The 16,648-nt window shown below is 71.1% G+C and carries 15 protein-coding genes; 11 read left to right on the top strand and 4 right to left on the bottom strand.

Annotation, left to right across the window (positions count from 1 at the left end):
* The first annotated feature begins 241 nt into the window (after positions 1-241).
* Both ACGFSH_RS32490 and ACGFSH_RS32495 read left to right on the top strand, forming a co-directional pair.
* Positions 242-1,156 (top strand): NADP-dependent oxidoreductase, encoded by a 915-nt coding sequence (locus ACGFSH_RS32490; RefSeq protein WP_393354908.1) that lies wholly within the window; start codon positions 242-244, stop codon positions 1,154-1,156.
* Positions 1,157-1,193: 37 nt separating this feature from the next.
* Positions 1,194-1,673: a MarR family winged helix-turn-helix transcriptional regulator gene (locus ACGFSH_RS32495; RefSeq protein ID WP_393354825.1), complete on the top strand. Its 480-nt coding sequence runs from the start codon at positions 1,194-1,196 to the stop codon at positions 1,671-1,673.
* Between the two features lie 179 nt (positions 1,674-1,852).
* Here ACGFSH_RS32495 and ACGFSH_RS32500 read toward each other — a convergent pair whose 3' ends face one another.
* Entirely contained in the window at positions 1,853-2,194 is a 342-nt protein-coding gene (locus tag ACGFSH_RS32500) for a DUF3140 domain-containing protein (protein ID WP_393354827.1), read from the bottom strand.
* The gene (locus tag ACGFSH_RS32505) at positions 2,194-2,421 is read right to left on the bottom strand and encodes a DUF2945 domain-containing protein (RefSeq protein WP_393354829.1); all 228 of its coding nucleotides are present in this window, start codon (positions 2,419-2,421) and stop codon (positions 2,194-2,196) included. Before ACGFSH_RS32505 ends, ACGFSH_RS32500 begins: the two co-directional genes overlap by 1 nt.
* A gap of 370 nt (positions 2,422-2,791) precedes the next feature.
* Here ACGFSH_RS32505 and ACGFSH_RS32510 point away from each other — a divergent pair, with 370 nt between their 5' ends.
* The 4 genes from ACGFSH_RS32510 (at position 2,792) to ACGFSH_RS32525 (ending at position 6,169) form a co-directional block, all read left to right on the top strand.
* On the top strand, positions 2,792-4,333 hold the full coding sequence (locus ACGFSH_RS32510; RefSeq protein WP_393354831.1) for an NlpC/P60 family protein: 1,542 nt from the start codon (positions 2,792-2,794) through the stop codon (positions 4,331-4,333).
* Positions 4,334-4,516: 183 nt separating this feature from the next.
* The gene (locus ACGFSH_RS32515) at positions 4,517-4,948 is read left to right on the top strand and encodes a cupin domain-containing protein (RefSeq protein ID WP_393354833.1); all 432 of its coding nucleotides are present in this window, start codon (positions 4,517-4,519) and stop codon (positions 4,946-4,948) included.
* A gap of 297 nt (positions 4,949-5,245) precedes the next feature.
* Positions 5,246-5,614, top strand: coding sequence for a hypothetical protein (locus tag ACGFSH_RS32520; RefSeq protein ID WP_393354835.1), 369 nt, complete (start codon positions 5,246-5,248; stop codon positions 5,612-5,614).
* A 78-nt stretch (positions 5,615-5,692) separates the two neighbouring features.
* Positions 5,693-6,169, top strand: coding sequence for a hypothetical protein (locus tag ACGFSH_RS32525; RefSeq protein WP_393354910.1), 477 nt, complete (start codon positions 5,693-5,695; stop codon positions 6,167-6,169).
* A gap of 340 nt (positions 6,170-6,509) precedes the next feature.
* Here the strand turns inward: ACGFSH_RS32525 and ACGFSH_RS32530 are convergent, their stop codons facing one another.
* Positions 6,510-7,529 (bottom strand): LacI family DNA-binding transcriptional regulator, encoded by a 1,020-nt coding sequence (locus tag ACGFSH_RS32530; protein ID WP_393354837.1) that lies wholly within the window; start codon positions 7,527-7,529, stop codon positions 6,510-6,512.
* A gap of 258 nt (positions 7,530-7,787) precedes the next feature.
* Between ACGFSH_RS32530 and ACGFSH_RS32535 the strand changes: the two genes are divergently transcribed.
* From ACGFSH_RS32535 to ACGFSH_RS32555, 5 genes are all read left to right on the top strand, one after another.
* Complete coding sequence (locus ACGFSH_RS32535) at positions 7,788-9,788, top strand: glycoside hydrolase family 127 protein (protein WP_393354839.1); 2,001 nt, start codon at positions 7,788-7,790, stop codon at positions 9,786-9,788.
* 116 nt (positions 9,789-9,904) lie between these two features.
* Positions 9,905-11,161 (top strand): extracellular solute-binding protein, encoded by a 1,257-nt coding sequence (locus ACGFSH_RS32540; RefSeq protein ID WP_393354841.1) that lies wholly within the window; start codon positions 9,905-9,907, stop codon positions 11,159-11,161.
* A 111-nt stretch (positions 11,162-11,272) separates the two neighbouring features.
* The gene (locus ACGFSH_RS32545; protein ID WP_393354843.1) at positions 11,273-12,256 is read left to right on the top strand and encodes a carbohydrate ABC transporter permease; all 984 of its coding nucleotides are present in this window, start codon (positions 11,273-11,275) and stop codon (positions 12,254-12,256) included.
* Positions 12,253-13,074 (top strand): carbohydrate ABC transporter permease, encoded by an 822-nt coding sequence (locus ACGFSH_RS32550; RefSeq protein ID WP_393354844.1) that lies wholly within the window; start codon positions 12,253-12,255, stop codon positions 13,072-13,074. Before ACGFSH_RS32545 ends, ACGFSH_RS32550 begins: the two co-directional genes overlap by 4 nt.
* Positions 13,075-13,270: 196 nt before the next feature.
* Positions 13,271-15,040, top strand: a complete 1,770-nt coding sequence (locus ACGFSH_RS32555; RefSeq protein ID WP_393354846.1) for an RICIN domain-containing protein — start codon at positions 13,271-13,273, stop codon at positions 15,038-15,040.
* Between the two features lie 429 nt (positions 15,041-15,469).
* Here ACGFSH_RS32555 and ACGFSH_RS32560 read toward each other — a convergent pair whose 3' ends face one another.
* Positions 15,470-16,609, bottom strand: coding sequence for a PucR family transcriptional regulator (locus ACGFSH_RS32560; RefSeq protein ID WP_393354848.1), 1,140 nt, complete (start codon positions 16,607-16,609; stop codon positions 15,470-15,472).
* Between the last annotated feature and the right edge of the window lie 39 nt (positions 16,610-16,648).

Here is a 16,648-nt window from a genome sequence, read left to right on the forward strand (position 1 = left end):
CATCGGCATCCGGCCTGGTCACGGCCCGGTCGAAGCCCTCCAGCCGGCCGGGCCCCGTCCGTTGGCCGCCGCCTTCTCGGGTGCCGCCCTCGCGTCACTCCTGACGGGCGGGGGTCCACGCGGCTGCGCGTTCGCGAAGCCCGCCGAGCAATTACTTGGCTGGCCACATAATCGGTGCTACTTTTATGTGGCTGGCCACAGAAGTGGTCGGCGCGGCATTCCATCCCAGGAGAGCACCGTGATGAAGGCCATCGTCTTCGACGCGTTCGGCGGCACCGAGGTCCTGCACGAGGCGCAGATCGACGTTCCTCAGCCCGGCTCCGGCCAGGTCCGCGTGCGTGTACAGGCCGTCGGCGTCAACCCGGTGGACGGCAAGATCCGCTCCGGCGCGATGCAGGCCATCTTCCCCACCACGCTGCCCGCAGTCCCCGGCGGTGAGATCGCCGGTGTCGTCGACGCCGTCGGCGAGGGCGTCGACCACCTGAAGCCGGGTGACGAGGTTTTGGGCTGGTCGGACACCGGCTCCTACGCCCAGTACGCCCTGGCCTCCGCGGCCGTCCTCGCTCCCAAGCCGGCCGGGCTGGCCTGGACGCACGCCGCCGCCCTGCCGGTGGCGAGCGACGGCGCCGAACGCGTGCTGGACCTGCTCGGCGTCACCTCCGGTGAAACCCTGCTGATCCACGGAGCTTCCGGCGCACTCGGCACCATCGCCGTCCAGCTCGCCGTCGCGCGCGGCGCCCGCGTCATCGGCACGGCCTCGGCCGCGAACCAGGAGTACGTCACCTCGCTCGGCGCGACCGCCCTCGTCTACGGCGACAATCTGGTCCGGCGGGTCCGCGAACTCGCCCCCCGAGGGATCGACGCCGTCTTCGACGCCGCGGGCAAGGGTGCGCTGGAGGACTCCATCACCCTGCGCGGCGGCACCGACCGCATCGTCACCACCGCCGACTTCCGCGCCCGCGAACTCGGCGTCGTCTTCGCGGAGGGCCCGCAGCGCCGCTCCGCCGCGCGCCTGGCCGAACTGGCCCGCAAGGTCGCCGACGGCACACTGGTGACCACGATCAGCGCCACCTACCCGCTGGCAGACGCCGCCAAGGCGCAGCAGGCCGGCGATGCCGGCCACAACCGCGGCAAGATCGTCCTCACCGTCGACTGACCGGTCGCACTCGACCTCCAGGCCAGGGAGCCGCACCATGCCCGATCCCACCGCGTCGCAACTGCCGAGCACCGCACGCGACGGACGTCTGAGCTACGCCATCTTTCAGCTCGCCCGCGCCCATCGCGGACACGCCGCCGCCATGCTGCGCGCCCTGAACCTGCACCCGGGACAGGAACTGCTGCTGATGCAGCTCTTCGACCGGGACGGTCAGACGCAGGGAGAACTGCTGGAGCGCGTCGGCCTCGACCACTCCACCGTGTCCAAGTCGCTGCGCCGCATGCAGGAAGCCGGACTTCTCACCCGGGAGCCGGCTCCCCACGACAGGCGCGCCATGGTGGTCCACCTCACCGACGCCGGCCGCGCCCTCCGGGAACCCATCGCCGACATGTGGCGCACCTTGGAGGAGATCTCCGTCCGCGATCTGTCCCCCGAGCAGATCGACATGTTCGTCGCGTGCGCGCACACGGTGGAGAAGTCCGTCAAGGAGCACAGCCGGCAGGCACCCGCCGGGTGATCGCGAACCGGCCCGACGGGCGGCACCGGTGTGCGCGCCTGCCCGGCGCGGCCGACCCATGCGGCGTCCGCCCCATCCGGCGTCCGGCCATCCGTCCTCCGGGCCCGGTCGGGGCCGGTATGCGGCTCACGGTCCGGTCCGGTGGGCCGCGGAGGGCACGCCGCCGTCGGGCGACGCGCTCACTTCTCGGGGTCGTGGCCCCAGTTCATGAGGGAGTAGCGCCAGCGGGTGGCGGTGACGTCTCCGGCGGGCCGCTGCGCGACGTGGCGATGGACGTAGCCGACGACCTTGCGCATGTGCGCGAGATCGTCGTCGGTGAGGTCCGCTTTCCGGGTGCGCAGGAGTCCGACGATGCGGCGCCCGGAGGAGTGTCCGACGCTTTCACCGCCGTCGCTCTGCCCGACTCCCGCGGATTCGTCCGTGGCCAGCCACTTGTCCAGCTCGCCGGCGGTCATGTTGACGGCCTCGTGGAACTCGCGGACCGTCCCGTCACGGTCGTCGTCGTGCTCGCCGCCGGCCATCAGGAGCGACGGCCCTTCTTGCGCAGCGCACCGGGCTTGTGCACGGCCGAGCGGCCGGACTTGTCGCTCTCGACCTCGTACTGCGGCTCCTCGGACGAGGCGTCGACGGTGCGGCCCGCGGCCTGCGTGCGACCGGTGATCTTCTTCTTGACCTTTCCGGTGACGTTCTGGCCGTGGCTTCTCCACGTCACCTCGTCGCCTTTGTTCAGGTCGTCCTTCTCGGGCATGGCGTCCTCCTCGCAACGGATGCCGACGGCGCTCGCGCGCGGACAGGGCCCGGTGCCGCGAGGCGACCGACCGGCGATGTCCTGGTCCCCAGACTCGCGCCGACGCCCTGTTCCCGCATCCGCGGGCGAGCCGGGGTGGAGCGTGACGGGGCCGCGGTCGTCGCAGGCCGGCGGCGTCCCCGTCACGCCGGGCGTGCGCCACCACCGGGTCCCGGCGGAGCCGGTCGGCGGCCCTTTTGCGGCGCGGGCCGCGGATTGCCGCCGCCTTCCCGGGTTGGCATGTCCCGACCATCGGCTAGCCTCGACGTCGGCGCTGCGGAGCGGCTCCGCACGCACGGCGGCGGGTGTCCCGCCGAAGGGGGAAAAGACCATGAACGGACATTTGCGCGCCGGGCCGGCCTGGCCGGGGCTGCTTCGGTCGCTGCTGGTTTGCGCGTTGCTGGCCCTGGGGCTGGCGGTCCTGCCCGCGGCGCCCGCGCACGCCGCGGGCGACTGCCGGGCGTACGGGGAGACCAGCGTCCAGGGGGCACTCGCCGTGAAGGCGGCCTGCGACGAGGTGGCGGCCGGCACCATGTACTCGTGGGGCGGCGGACACGGCCCCGTCCCCGGCAAGACGCACGGAACCCCCGACGGCGGCGGTGACGAGGCGTGGAACGACGGCAATGTCGTCGGCTTCGACTGCTCGGGCCTGACCCGCTGGGCATGGTCGGTGGCCACCGGCCGCGACGTCCTCGGTCCCGGAACGACGTCCGACGTGTTCGACCGCTACTGGCCGGTCCGCTTCGGGGGCGGCGACGGCACCGCCCACCTCAAGCCGGGTGACGTGCTGTTCTGGAAGGCCAGCCGGGTCCTCGTGTGGATGAGCACCACCCACACCGCGATCTACCTCGGCGACGGGAAGATCGTGGAAGCGGCGGAGTCCCAGCACCCGCTCCAGGTCGCCGACTTCAGCTCGCATTCCAGCAGCATCTACGTCGGAGCGATCAGGCCGAGCGAGAGCTCGGACTCGGCCACGCCGGACAACTCCGGCCTTCCCGGCCAGCTCTTCAGCACCTGGGGCGAATGGGTGCGAGCCGGGAACGAGCCGCGTCGGGGATCGACGGTGCAGCACACCTTCCCGGGCCCGACCCAGGTGAAGATCTCCTGCCAGATCCACGGCGAGTCCATCACCGCCGAGGGGATCACCAACGACTTGTGGTCGTATCTGCCCGGGTACGACGCCTGGATCACCAACATCTACGTGCGCGGGCCGGCCGCGCTGCCCGGCGTGCCCGACTGCCTGAGCGGAGGCCCGGTCGGCGGGGGCGGCTCCAACGGGCAGTTCACCACCTGGGGCGACGGAGTGAACGTACGATCCCAGCCCACGCTCACCGCCGCCGTCCGTCAGACGATCGGCGGCGAGACCACTGTCCGCGTCTCCTGCCAGCAGCACGGCGACACCGTCAACGCGGAGGGCCTGGTCAACACGGTCTGGTCCTACCTGCCCGACTACAACGGCTGGATCACCAACATCTACCTCAAGGGCCCGGCGGTACTGCCAGGAATTCCCGACTGCGCCGGCGGCGCGCTCGGCGGAGGCACCACCACCGCGGGCTGCACCGACGGAGGCGCCCCCGACGGCACGGGCGCCCGCTCACCGCGCTCGGTGTCGATCGCGGGCCGACTGATCGAACTGCGCTACAGCGACACCACCGAGTGCGCCTGGGGACGGATCACCGGCGGCACGTCCGGTGACGAAGTGTGGGTCGACCGCAGTCTCACCGGCGGGCAGTCCTGGGACCAGCTCGGCTTCACCAAGATCACCAGCGGTTCGGACGCGTTCACCACCGAATGGAACGACCACAACGTGGTCATGCGGGCCTGCGGCAGCCCCGGAGACAGCGACACCGTCGTCTGCACCGATTGGTTCTGACCGACCGGCGGCAGTGGACGACACCCGGCGGACCGCCGACATGAAGGCCGAAGGCCAACGCCCGAGGCCCGACCGTCGGCGGTCCGCCTGCCACTCCGCCCTCCCCCGCAGGCGCAGAGCGACCACCACCCCTTGCGAGGACTTCGGCACCGATCGCCGGCCTTGCGGGCATGATGGCTGCTCATGGACGACATTTCCGAGCTGGTCGGCCTTCTGGGCTTGGAGCCGCACGTCGAAGGCGGATGGTTTCGGCAGACCTGGCGGACCGGACCCGCGGCAGTCCCCGACGGCTACGCGGGGCCCCGCGCCTTCGCCACCGGCATCTACTTCCTGCTGCACCCGGGCGAAGTCTCCCGTTGGCACCGGGTGCGGTCGGACGAACTGTGGCTGTGGCACCGGGGCGGCCCGCTGACCCTGCGGCTCGGCGGAAACGCATCCACTCCGCAGGAGGCGACCGTCGCATCGCTGGGCCCGGACGTCGAAAGCGGGCAGCGACCGCAGCTCCTCGTGCCCGCCGGGGTCTGGCAGACCGCACAACCGGCCACCGACGAGCCGGTCCTGGTGTCCTGCATCGTCGCTCCGGGCTTCGAGTACGAGGACTTCGAGATGCTGTGACGTCACGGGCCCGGCTCTCCGAGGCTCGCGGCACCACGAACGGCCGCCGTCTGCCAACGGCCTCGGCGCCCACCCGTCGACCGCAGCCCACCGACCACGACGGCCTCCCCGTCGAGCCCACCCCCGTCGAGATCGCCCGCGCAGAGGGGCGGACGATGAACGTGTTCGGCTGCGGGCGCCGGACCCGGTCGCTGCGGGCAGGTCCGTAAAGCGCTTTGCCTGATCGGTCCGACCGTGTCTACCGTTCGACGGTGTCGGAGTCGGCACGCGGGTGAACGGGGGCGGGAGGCGGTCGTCGTGGGGGTGTTCGTTCGGATAAGGGGCTGGCTGGAGTGCGACGACCTGCAGCTCGTCCAGGTCAAGAAGATCGTCGAGGCTGACGATCCCGATCGGACGTACAGCGGTGGCTGGGCCTTTCCCGCGAGGCAGTACAACTTCACCAACTGGGCTTTTTTCGGGGCGGAGATGCGTGCGCCGTCCGCCGACTGGCTCCTGGAGCGCCTGTACCGTGTGGCGCGGCTTCCCGCTTCCGACGCCGATGGCGATCTGATCACCGGGTTGTTCCTCGTCAGCCATGAGTGCGACGGCATGAGCGAGTGGCGGATCCACGACGGAACCCTGTCGACCGGCGCTCCGAGCGGGGTCTATCAGTTCCTGGACGAGTAGGGCGCGTGCCGGAAGTGCTTCAGGTCGGCTGACGTGAACGGGCGGACGCGGAGGTACCGATATGTCGGACCGATTGAGCTGAAGGCTGTGGCCCGGCCCGGTGGTGGCGGGTGCCGCATCGGCTCGGCGGCCGACTTCGACGGCTGGATCGCCGAGCGACCGGCAGCAGAACTGACCGAACCGTTCACCTTCGTGGTCGGCACGGACGGTGTGCTTCGGCTGGCGCCGCGGCGAAGTGAGCACGTGGCCTGCGCCGGCGGAGACGTGGTGCCGAGCGCCGGTGAGATCAGCTTCGTGCGTGAGGCAGACCGGTGGACCGTGGGCGAGGTCAGCAACCAGTCCACCGGATACTGCCCCGACGTCACCTCCTGGCCGGCAGTCGCTCATGCTCTGGACGGCGTAGAGCTTGGGCGGCCTTCCGGCTTCACCCATGAGTTCGTGTTCCGGCGATGCCCCGACTGCCAGCAGCACAACATCGTGCGTGAGGACGACTTCGCCTGCGTCTTCTGCGGCCGCGATCTGCCACGCACGTGGAACGTGGATCCCACCGTCTGACGGCTTCGGGTCACAGCTGCTCGTTGACGGCAGCGACGAGAACGGTTGCTTCGTAGCGAACCGCGAGGTGGGCCCGGTTCTCGCGGGAGGAGTACGCATGGTCGGCCCGCACCGGTCGGGACGGAGGCGTGTCCGGACCGGCCCGATGCGGGGCACGTGGACCTTGTCCGGCACCGGTCCGAGCTGCGGCGAGTCCTCGCGCTGTCCTGCCGCGACCACGGTCGACATGGGCTTCCGGTACTGCTGAACGGCCAGGCGCAGCTTGGCAGTGAACCCGCCGCGTGAGCGTTCCAGCCCGTGATCAGAGGGCTCGGTGAAAGATGCCGTCCCGGTGGCTCCTTCAGCTGGATTCGCGCACCACGAGGCGGCAGGGCACGGTGTGCAGGCCCGGTCGCGGGTCGGAGCCGATGGCGTCGAGCAACCGGAGGGCTGCCTGGCGGCCGATCTCGGTGAGGTCGGTGTCGATGGTGGTGAGGGGCGGCCGGCAGGCCAGGGCCATGACGTCCCAGTTGTCGTAGCCCACGATGGCGACCCGGCCGGGAACGTCCAGGCCGTGCTCGCGCAGGGTGTCGGCCACGCCCCTGGCGATCTGGTCGTTGCCGCAGAAGAAGGCGTCCGTGTCCGGTGCCGTGCGCAGGACCGCCTCGGCGGCGCGGCGCCCCCATGCCTCGCTCCACTCACCGAAGTGGACACGGCCGGAGGAGAGTGCGAGCGAGGCGCGTTCGAGCAGTTCGACGGTGTGGTGGGCGCGGTCGCGGGCGGCGGCGTGGTGGGCCGGGCCGGTGATGTGCGCGATCCGTGTGCGGCCGGTGGCCAGCAGATGCTCGACCGCCAGCCGGACTCCGTTCAGGTCGTCGGACACGACGGAGATGTCGTCCGGGTCGGTGGACGGCGAGAGGGCGTAGACCGTCGGGACCGGATCGATGCCGGTGAGGGGCGGCCTCGGATCGGTGCGCCGGCCGGTCACGATGATGCCGTCGACCCGCCGGTCCGTGAGGTTGCGCAGGTGGTGCTCCTCGCGGATCGCGTCGCCGCGGGTGTCGCACAGGAGCACGGAGATCTTCCCGGCTCCGAGCGCGTCCTCGGCGCCGAGGAGCACCGGTGTGCTGAACCGGCCGATGCCGTCGGTGGTCATCAGCCCCACGGTCCAGCTGCGGCCGGTGTGCAGGCTCTGCGCATGCTGGTTGGGGCGGAAGTCGAGCGCCTTCACGGCGGCCAGCACACGCTGCCGTGTCTCGGGCCGCATCCTGCCGTTGCCGTTCAGCGCCTTCGAGGCCGTTCCGACGCTGACGCCGGCCAGCTGGGCGACGTCGGCGAGCTTCGCCCGCCCGGCTGGAGGAGACTCTGGAACGGCGGTCACGCGCAACCCTTTTCCTAGATGACGTCGGGACGCACATAGTGGCACTGTTCGCGCCCCCTGAACAGCCCTGACCAGGAAGCCGCAAATACTTGCCGCATCCCTCTTGACTCACACCCGCCCGCTCCTTACGTTTCCGGCAGAAAAACGATTTCTCAAACGGGTCCGAGAGGCGAACACCGCCCGCCCGGTCTGCCCGGGACGCCACGACACCCCCGTGAGCCGGCCCCGCCCGCTTCCCCTCTACCTCTTCGGAGAGCCATGCCCCGCCCACGTTCAGCTGTGCCCTCCTTCCCGTCCGCGGCCCCGGCCGACGCGGGAAGAGGCCCCACGGGTCCGGTCCGTCTCGGTCCGGGCGCCAAGGCAGCGCTGGTCCCCGCCACCGCCGAGGTGCGTGCCGGTTTCTGGGACACCCGGCGCGAGGTGAATGCGCACACCTCCATCCCGCAGGGTCCGGGGCTGCTGGAGTCGGCGGGAAACCTGGGCAACCTGCGGATCGCCGCGGGTGTCACCGAAGGTGAATTCCAGGGCGCCTACCCCTTCGTGGACTCGGACGTCTACAAATGGCTGGAGGCCGCCTCCTGGCAGCTCGCCCGGCAGACGGCCGGGGACGACGGCCCGCTCGCCGCCGACGTGGAGCGGATCGTCTCCCTGGTCGCAGGCGCCCAGCAGCCCGACGGCTACCTCAACACCTGGTTCCAGCTGCTCAAGGGCGGCGAGCGGTACCAGGACCTGCGCTGGGGGCACGAGCTGTACTGCGCGGGGCATCTGATCCAGGCCGCCGTCGCCCACCACCGGGCCACCGGGCGGCCCGAACTCCTCGATGTGGCGGTGAAGTTCGCCGACCACATCGACTCCGTCTTCGGTCTGCCGGGCAGCGGCAGACCCGTCGACGGCGTGGACGGCCACCCCGAGGTGGAGACCGCCCTGGTCGAGCTGTACCGGGAGACCGGCGAGCGCCGCTACCTCGAGCTGGCCGGCTACTTCGTCGACCGCTACGGTCACGGACTGCTCGGCGGCGAGGCCTACTGCCAGGACCGCGTCCCGCTGCGCCGGGCCACCACCGTGGAAGGGCACGCCGTACGCCAGTTGTACCTGCTGGCCGCGGCCACCGACCTGGCGACCGAGACGGAGGACGCCGAACTGCGCGCCGCCGCGGAACGGCTGTGGGCCGCGATGACCGCCACCAAGACGCACATCACCGGCGGGCTCGGCGCGCACCACGACAAGGAGGACTTCGGCGACCCCTACGAACTGCCCAACGAACGCGCCTACTGCGAGACCTGCGCGGCCATCGCCTCGATCCAGTGGAGCTGGCGCATGGCGCTGCTCACCGGCGAGGCCCGCTATTCCGACCTCGTCGAACGCACCCTGTTCAACGGCTTCCTGGCCGGAGTCTCCCTGGACGGCGAGCGCTGGCTGTACGTCAACCCGCTCCAGGTCCGCGACGGTCACACCGACCCCGGCGGCGACCAGTCGGCCCGGCGCACCCGCTGGTTCCGCTGCGCCTGCTGCCCGCCCAACGTGATGCGCCTCCTCGCCTCCCTGGAGCACTACCTCGCCACCAGCGACGACGGCGGCCTGCAGATCCACCAGTACGCCACCGGCCGCTACACCGGCGACCTCGGCGGAACCCCCCTCTCGGTGAGCGCCGAGACCGACTACCCCTGGCAGGGCGTGATCGCCCTGACCGTCGAGGAGACGCCCGCCGACCGTCCCTGGACCCTCTCGCTGCGTGTCCCGCAGTGGTGCCGCGCCTTCCGGGTCCGCTGCGGGGAGACGGTGTACGACCGGAGCGACGCGCCCGTCACCGACGGCTGGCTGCGACTGGAGCGCGTCTGGGCGCCCGGCGACCGGGTCGTCCTCGAACTCGCCCTGGAGCCACGCCTCACGGCCGCCGACCCCCGGGTGGACGCCGTGCGCGGCTGTGTGGCGCTCGAGCGCGGACCGCTCGTGTACTGCCTGGAAGGAGTCGACCACCCCGGCGGCGGCCTGGACGACATCGTCCTCGACCCCACCCGTCCCCTCACGGTGGAGCACCGCCCCGACCTGCTCGGCGGCGTCACCACCGTCGTCGCCGAAGGCCGCCGCCGGGACATCCCCGACGCCGGCTGGTGGCCGTACCGGGCCGCCGCGCCTGCCGACGCCCCATCCACCGACGCCCCACCGGCCGAAGCGTCCCTCCGGCTGACCGCCGTCCCGTACTACGCCTGGGCCAACCGCCAGGACGGCAGCATGCGCATCTGGCTGCCCACCTCCTGAGCACTCCCTCCCCGCCCGCATACCCCCCGCGCCTTCCCCCTCCCGTCCCCCCGCTTCGGTCTTCCCTGCTTCCTCCGACTGCTCCCTGCGTCCCACCACAAGACAACGAGGTCACCGTGAGAAACCACCGCCGTACCCTCATCACCGCCGTCGCCGCCGTCGGCGCGCTGACCGCACTCGCCGCCTGCGGCAACGGTTCCGACTCCTCGGCCTCCGGGTCCGGCAAGGCCGCCGGCGGGACGTACACCTTCTGGGACCCGTACCCGCAGTTCGACGCCTCCTCCGACTGGGGCAAGCTCGTCACCAAGTGCGGCAGCGACGCCGGGGTCACGGTCAAGCGCACCGGCATGGACACCTCGGACCTGGGCAACAAGGCGCTGCTCGCCGCCCAGCAGGGCAACGCCCCCGACGTGATGCTCGTCGACAATCCGGTCGTGTCCACGCTGGTGGAGGCGGGGATCCTCAACAAGATGGACGACCTGGGGATCGCCACCACGTCGATCCAGAAGAACATCATCGGGGCCGGCACCCTGCACGGCTACCCGTACGGTGTGCCGATCGGCGCCAACACCCTCGCCCTCTACTACAACAAGAAGGTCCTGTCCGCGGCCCATGTCGACCCCGCCTCGCTCACGAACTGGGCCGCCCTGTCGGAGGCGTTGAAGAAGGTCAAGGCCGCCGGCAAGAAGGGCATCACCTTCTCGGCGATCAACACCGAGGAGGGCAGCTTCCAGTTCCTGCCCTGGTTCTGGGGCTCGGGCGCCGACCTCACGAAGCTGAACTCGGACAAGGGCGTGGCCGCGCTGTCCCTGTGGAAGCAGTGGGTCGACGAGGGCTACGCGCCCAAGGACGTCCTGCAGAACACCCAGACCACCAGCTGGCAGGAGTTCGCCACCGGCGAGTACGCGTTCGGCGAGAACGGCACCTGGCAGCTCGGCAACGCCGAGAAGGCCGGGTTCGACTACGGCGTCGTCAGCATTCCGGGGCAGGACGGCGGCGCGGCTCCGGTGCCCACCGGCGGTGAGTTCGTCACCGTCCCCGTGCAGAAGGACACCTCGCGCTACGAGGTCACCAAGAAGATCGTCACCTGTCTGACCAGCGACGCGAACCTGCTGCCCACCGACACGACCCTCGCCTACGTCGCCCCCGTCACCGCGGTGCAGGCCGAGCAGGTCAAGGCCAACCCGAAGCTGAAGCCGTGGGTGGCCGCGGTGGCCGCCGCACGCGGTCGCACCAGCGACGGCCTGGGCACCAAGTACCCGACCATCTCGCAGCCGCTGTGGACCGCCGTCCAGGCCGCGCTGTCCGGCGGTCAGAGCCCGCAGGCCGCGCTCGACGCCGCGCAGAAGGCCGCCGACAAGGGCAACGGCTGACATGCGAGGTCTTCGTGGCACGCCGGGGACCTCCTCCGGCCGGACCGCGGGACACCCGAAACCGTCCGGACACCGCCACCCCGGGCAGGCCACCCGCACACAGGAGTTCGCATGACCATCGCCCGCGTCGACCGCCGCTCGCAGCGGCGCCCGGTCACATCCGGGGCGACCGGAGCAGCCGACCCGACGGACGCATCGGCACTTCTGCGCCGCCAGCGGCGCAGAAGCCGGCTGACCGCCCTGGCGTTCCTCGCGCCGCTGGTCGTCTACCTCGCCGCGTTCTACGTCTATCCCCTGTACCGCAACCTCGACCTGAGCCTGCGCGACTACACGGTCCGTTCGTTCGTGGCGGGTGACGCGCCCTTCTCGGGGCTGGACAACTTCCGGACCGTCCTGGACGATCCCACGTTCGGTCCGGCGCTGCGTCACACGATGGTCTTCACGTTCGTGTCGATCGCCTTCCAGTACGTGGCCGGGCTCGCCCTGGCGGTGTTCTTCAACCGCCACTTCCGGCTGGCCGGCACCCTCAGGGCGCTGTTCCTGATTCCGTGGCTGCTGCCGCTGATCGTGTCGGCGTCGACCTGGTCGTGGATGTTCAACAGCGAGTCCGGCGTCCTCAACTACGCCCTGCACCTCGTGGGCGTGGCCCCGGTCGACTGGCTGAACTCACCGGACTGGGCCCTGAGTTCGGTCATCATCGCGAACATCTGGATCGGCATCCCGTTCAACCTGGTCATCCTCTACAGCGGGCTGCAGAACATCCCGGGCGAGCTGTACGAGGCGGCCTCGCTGGACGGGGCGAGCGCCTGGCAGCAGTTCCGGCGCATCACCTTCCCGCTGCTGCGGCCGGTGTCGGCGATCACCCTGCTGCTGGGGCTCGTCTACACGCTGAAGGTCTTCGACCTGATCTGGATCATGACCAAGGGCGGGCCGGGAGACGCCTCGTCGACCCTGGCGACCTGGTCGTACCAGCTCGGTTTCGGCACGTTGCTGCCCAAGTTCGGGCCGGGCGCGGCGGTCGGCAACATCCTCATCCTCATCGCCCTCGTCTTCGGTCTGCTGTACGTCCGCGTCCAGAGGAGGCAGGAAGCATGACCTTCCGCAAGGGTTCCCGCCGCTACACCGTCATCGGGATCGTGCTCACCGCGCTGATGCTGTTCCCGGTGTACTGGATGGTCAACGTGTCCCTCACCCCGCAGCAGGACATGCGCAAGAGTCCGCCCGACCTGCTGCCCCTGCACCCCACGTTCGAGGGCTACCGCGCCGTGGCGAACGACCAGATGCCCTACCTCGGCACCAGCCTGCTGATCGGTCTGGGCACGGTGGTCCTCACCCTGGTCCTCGCCGCGCCGGCCGGCTTCGCCCTGGCCAAGCTCCGGCCCTTCGGCGGGGGCATCCTGGGTCTGGTGCTGCTGATCGCCCAGATGATCCCCGGCATCGTCATGGCGATGGGTTTCTACGGCATCTTCCTGGACCTCGGCCTGCTCAACTCGTGGTGGGGCCTGATCATCGCCGACTCGACGATCGCGGTGCCGTTCGGCGTCATGATCTTCACGGCGTTCATGTCGGGCATCCCCGGCGAACTCATCGCCGCGGCCCGCATCGACGGAGCCGGCACCTGGCGCACCTTCCGGTCCGTCGTCCTGCCGGTGAGCCGCAACGCGATCGTCACCGTCTCGCTCTTCAGCTTCCTGTGGGCCTGGTCCGACTTCGTCTTCGCCAACACCCTCGACGGCGGCGGCGACTGGCGGCCGATCACCCTCGGCATCTACCACTACATCGGCAACAACAACCAGGAATGGAACGCGATCATGGCGACCGCCGTCGTCGCGTCGCTGCCCGCGGCCGTGCTGCTCGTCCTCGCCCAGCGCTATGTGGCCGCGGGTGTGACGGCGGGCGCGGTCAAGGACTGACCGCGATGTCCGCCGTCACCGGCCGGGGACGCGCACCGCCCACGTCGGCCGCCCCACCCACCGCCACCTCACGCAGGGTGGTCACCCGTCGCGACGGCCTCCGTCCCCTGCACCAGTGATCGGCCGGCCGGCCCCGAGCCGCCCGCCGGCCTCCGCACCACCGGCAAGTCCCCATCCGCTCTCAGGAGAGCCGCTGATGTCGTACCTGAGCCCCCAGCACCACCGCAGAGCAGTCCTCGGCCGCGCCACGGCCGCCGCGCTCGCGACGACCCTGGCCGCGACCGCCGTCGCCCTGACGGGCGCCTCCGCCCAGGCCACCCCCACCTCCTCCACCACCCTGGTCGTCAACGCCAACCAGACCCTGCGTCCGGTCACGCACGTCGGCACGGGCAGCCTCTACGGCCTCGCCGACGACACCACCCCCTCCGACAGCCTGGTCCAGGCGCTGAAGCCGAACACGTTCGTGCAGATGGCGCCCGGCGGCTCCCAGCTGCCCAACGGCGAGCCCCGCCCGGCCGGCGACGCCCTGGTCGTCGCGCCGAAGGCGGCCCGCGCCGGCGCCAAGGTGGTCGCACGGATGCCGGACTGGTACCCGGACTTCCCCTACAAGTGGGTCAGCATGAGCGACTGGCTGTCCGCCGTGGACAAGCAGATCGCCGCCGTGAAGGCCTCCAGCGCCACGAACATCTCCGCCTGGGCCATCTGGAACGAGCCCGATCTGAACTGGGACACCACCCACGCCGGCCCGTTCGACACCGCCTGGAACCTGACGTACAAGGAGATCCGCTCCAAGGACGCCACCACCCCGATCCAGGGTCCGAGCTTCGGGTTCTACACCCGGGCCAAGATGCAGACGTTCCTCCAGGACGCCATCGCCAACAACGCCGTGCCCGACGTCATCGCCTGGCACGAGCTGCAGTCCAGCGCGAGCATCGCCTCGCACATCTCCGACTACCGGGCCCTGGAGTCCAGCCTCGGCCTGAGTCCCCGTCCGATCGACATCGAGGAGTACGGCACACCGGCCGAGATGGGCGACAGCGGAGCGCTCATCGGCTACGCCGCCAAGTTCGAGCGGGCCGGAGTGCGCGACGCCGAACTCGCCTTCTGGAACCACTACGGCACCCTCGGCGACACCCTCACCGACACCGGCGGCTCGCCCAACGGCTCGTACTGGACCTACAAGTGGTACGGCGACATGTCCGGCAGCATGCTGGTCACCACGCCGCCCGCCCAGACCGGCATCGACGGCATCGCGTCCCGCAACGGCGCGGGCAACCAGATCAGCGTCGTCGCCGGCGGGTGCAGCGGCTCCTGCGCGGTGACCGTCAACGGCCTGTCGTCCCTGTCGGCCTTCGGGTCCACGGTGCACGTGAAGCTGGAGTACAGCCCCGACACCGGTCGTACGACCGCCTCTCCCGGCCCGATCACCGTCTCCGACGCCGACTACACCGTGAGCAACGGCTCGATCACCGTGCCCGTCACCATGAACGCCGCCGACGGCTACCACCTGGTGATCACCCCGAGCGGCACGAACACCTCGCTGGCCGGGCGCTACCAGATCACCAACAAGAACAGCGGACTCGCCCTGGACACCAGCGGGGCAGGCACCGCCCAGGGCACCGCCGTCGTGCAGTCCACGTCCACCACGGGCACCGACCAGAACTGGACGCTGACCGCCGCCGGCTCGGGCCTCTACAAGATCGTCAACCAGAAGAGCGGCCTGCTGCTCGGGATCACCAACGCGGGCACCGCTGACGGCGGCACCGCGCTCATCTGGGGCGACAACGGCACCGCCGACCACCTCTGGCAGGTCATCCCGGCCCGTGACGGCTACTACAAGATCGCCAACTACAACAGCGGCCGGCTGCTCGGCGTGACGGGGATGAGCACGTCCTCCGGCGCCCAGGTCATCCAGTGGAGCGACAACGGCACCGCCGACCATCTCTGGAAGCTCACCTCCCGCTGAGCCCCCCTTCCCGACGACGGCCCCGCGCCCGCCTCACCAGGGCGGACGCGGGGCCCTCGCTCTGCCGGAGCCCGGGGACGGAACAGGTCCCCTGGGAGACCGGGCGGCGAGGGACCGACGGGCGGGTCTGGGGCTTGACGCAGGGAACGGACAAGAACGCGGCACCGGCCGATCTGTCCCGGTTCGTCCTCCTGGACGGCGTGACCCGCATGCGCGGGCCTGGCGAGGCCGGCCGGGGTGTGCGGGCCGCGCGACGTCCTGATCTGCGTCGACGACGCACACGGATCCGCGTCATCCGGGTGCGCGGTCCGCACGAGTCGTCTCCGGCCGCCTGTCCGGGAGCGGATGAGCCTCGTCGCCCGCTCGGCCGGGGCGACGGCGGGCCCGGCACGGTTCCCGGACGGCTCTGGTGGGCCGTCGACTCACGCGTCAGCCGGGCCGCAGACCGACCGCCAGCGTCAGTTCCAGGACCCGGTGCGGCGACGCGAGATCCGGAAAGAGCTCCCGCAGCTGCGACATCCGGTACCGGACGGTCTGCGGGTGGACGAACAGCGCCGCCGCCACCTCGTCCCGTCTGCCCTGGTGCAGCAGCCACGCCCGCAGTGTCTCCTCCAGCCGCGCCGCGGTCGCGGCGGGCAGGGTCCGCAGCGGTGCGAGGGCCCGGGCACGCAGGTCCGCGAAGGCGTCCATGTCGGCGCTCAGCACCAGCTCGGGCAGATGGTCCTCGGTGTCGCGGATCGCGGAGGAGAGGGAACGCGCGCGCAGGGCCCGTGAGTAGGAGGCGGACGCGCGGGTCCACGGCCGGGCCGGGCCGGCCACGGCGGTGCGGTCGGTCAGCTGCCGCAGGAGGTGCGACCGGTCGGCATCGGGGACGAACAGCACACCGGTGGCGTCCGGCAGGTCGTCGAGGACGAGGGTGCTCGGGTCGAGCGCGCGGTAGGCGGGCCGGGCCTGGGCGGCGGGCAGCAGGACCGCGGTCAGCGAGACCGGGGGCTGCCACCCGGCCCGCTGGGCCGAGGCCAGCAGCACGTCCGGGCTCGCGCCGGCGAGGAGGTCGCGGGCCAGGTGTTCCAGATGGCGCTCCTGGGCCCGGCCCCGGGCGGCCAGTTCGTCGGCGTGGCCCGCGGCGCTCGCGGCGGACAGCTCGTCGATGTAGGCGAAGGTCAGCTCGGCGAACTTGGCGACCTCGGCGGCGGGCAGACCCGCCGGCACCGCCCCCGCCGCCAGGCACCGCCACGCCACGCGGGCGCCCACGCGGTAGGCGCTGAGCAGGGCGTCCATCGAGCGGCCGTCGCGCACCTCGCCGCGGCCCAGCTCGTAGGCCGCGTCACCGCCGTCGCCGCCCGTGGCGTTCCCGCTCGCGAGGTCCAGGTAGTGCCCCAGAGCGGTGCGCACGGCCCGGCGGATGGTGCCGCCCATGCTGCCCGAAAGGGCGTTGGCGTAGGAAGGGACCTCGTCGATGATCGCCTGGACGATCTCGTCGGCGGTGCTTCCCAGCGCGGACCGCAGTGCGGTCACCGTCGTCTCGTCGAGAGCCAGTTCGCTGGCCCTCCGGATTGCATGACTCACGTTTTTGTTCCCTGCGAACAATTCAGCAGACCAGATTCA

Origin of the sequence: Streptomyces sp. NPDC048481, assembly GCF_043200075.1 — a bacterium.
Classification (GTDB): Bacteria; Actinomycetota; Actinomycetes; order Streptomycetales; family Streptomycetaceae; genus Streptomyces.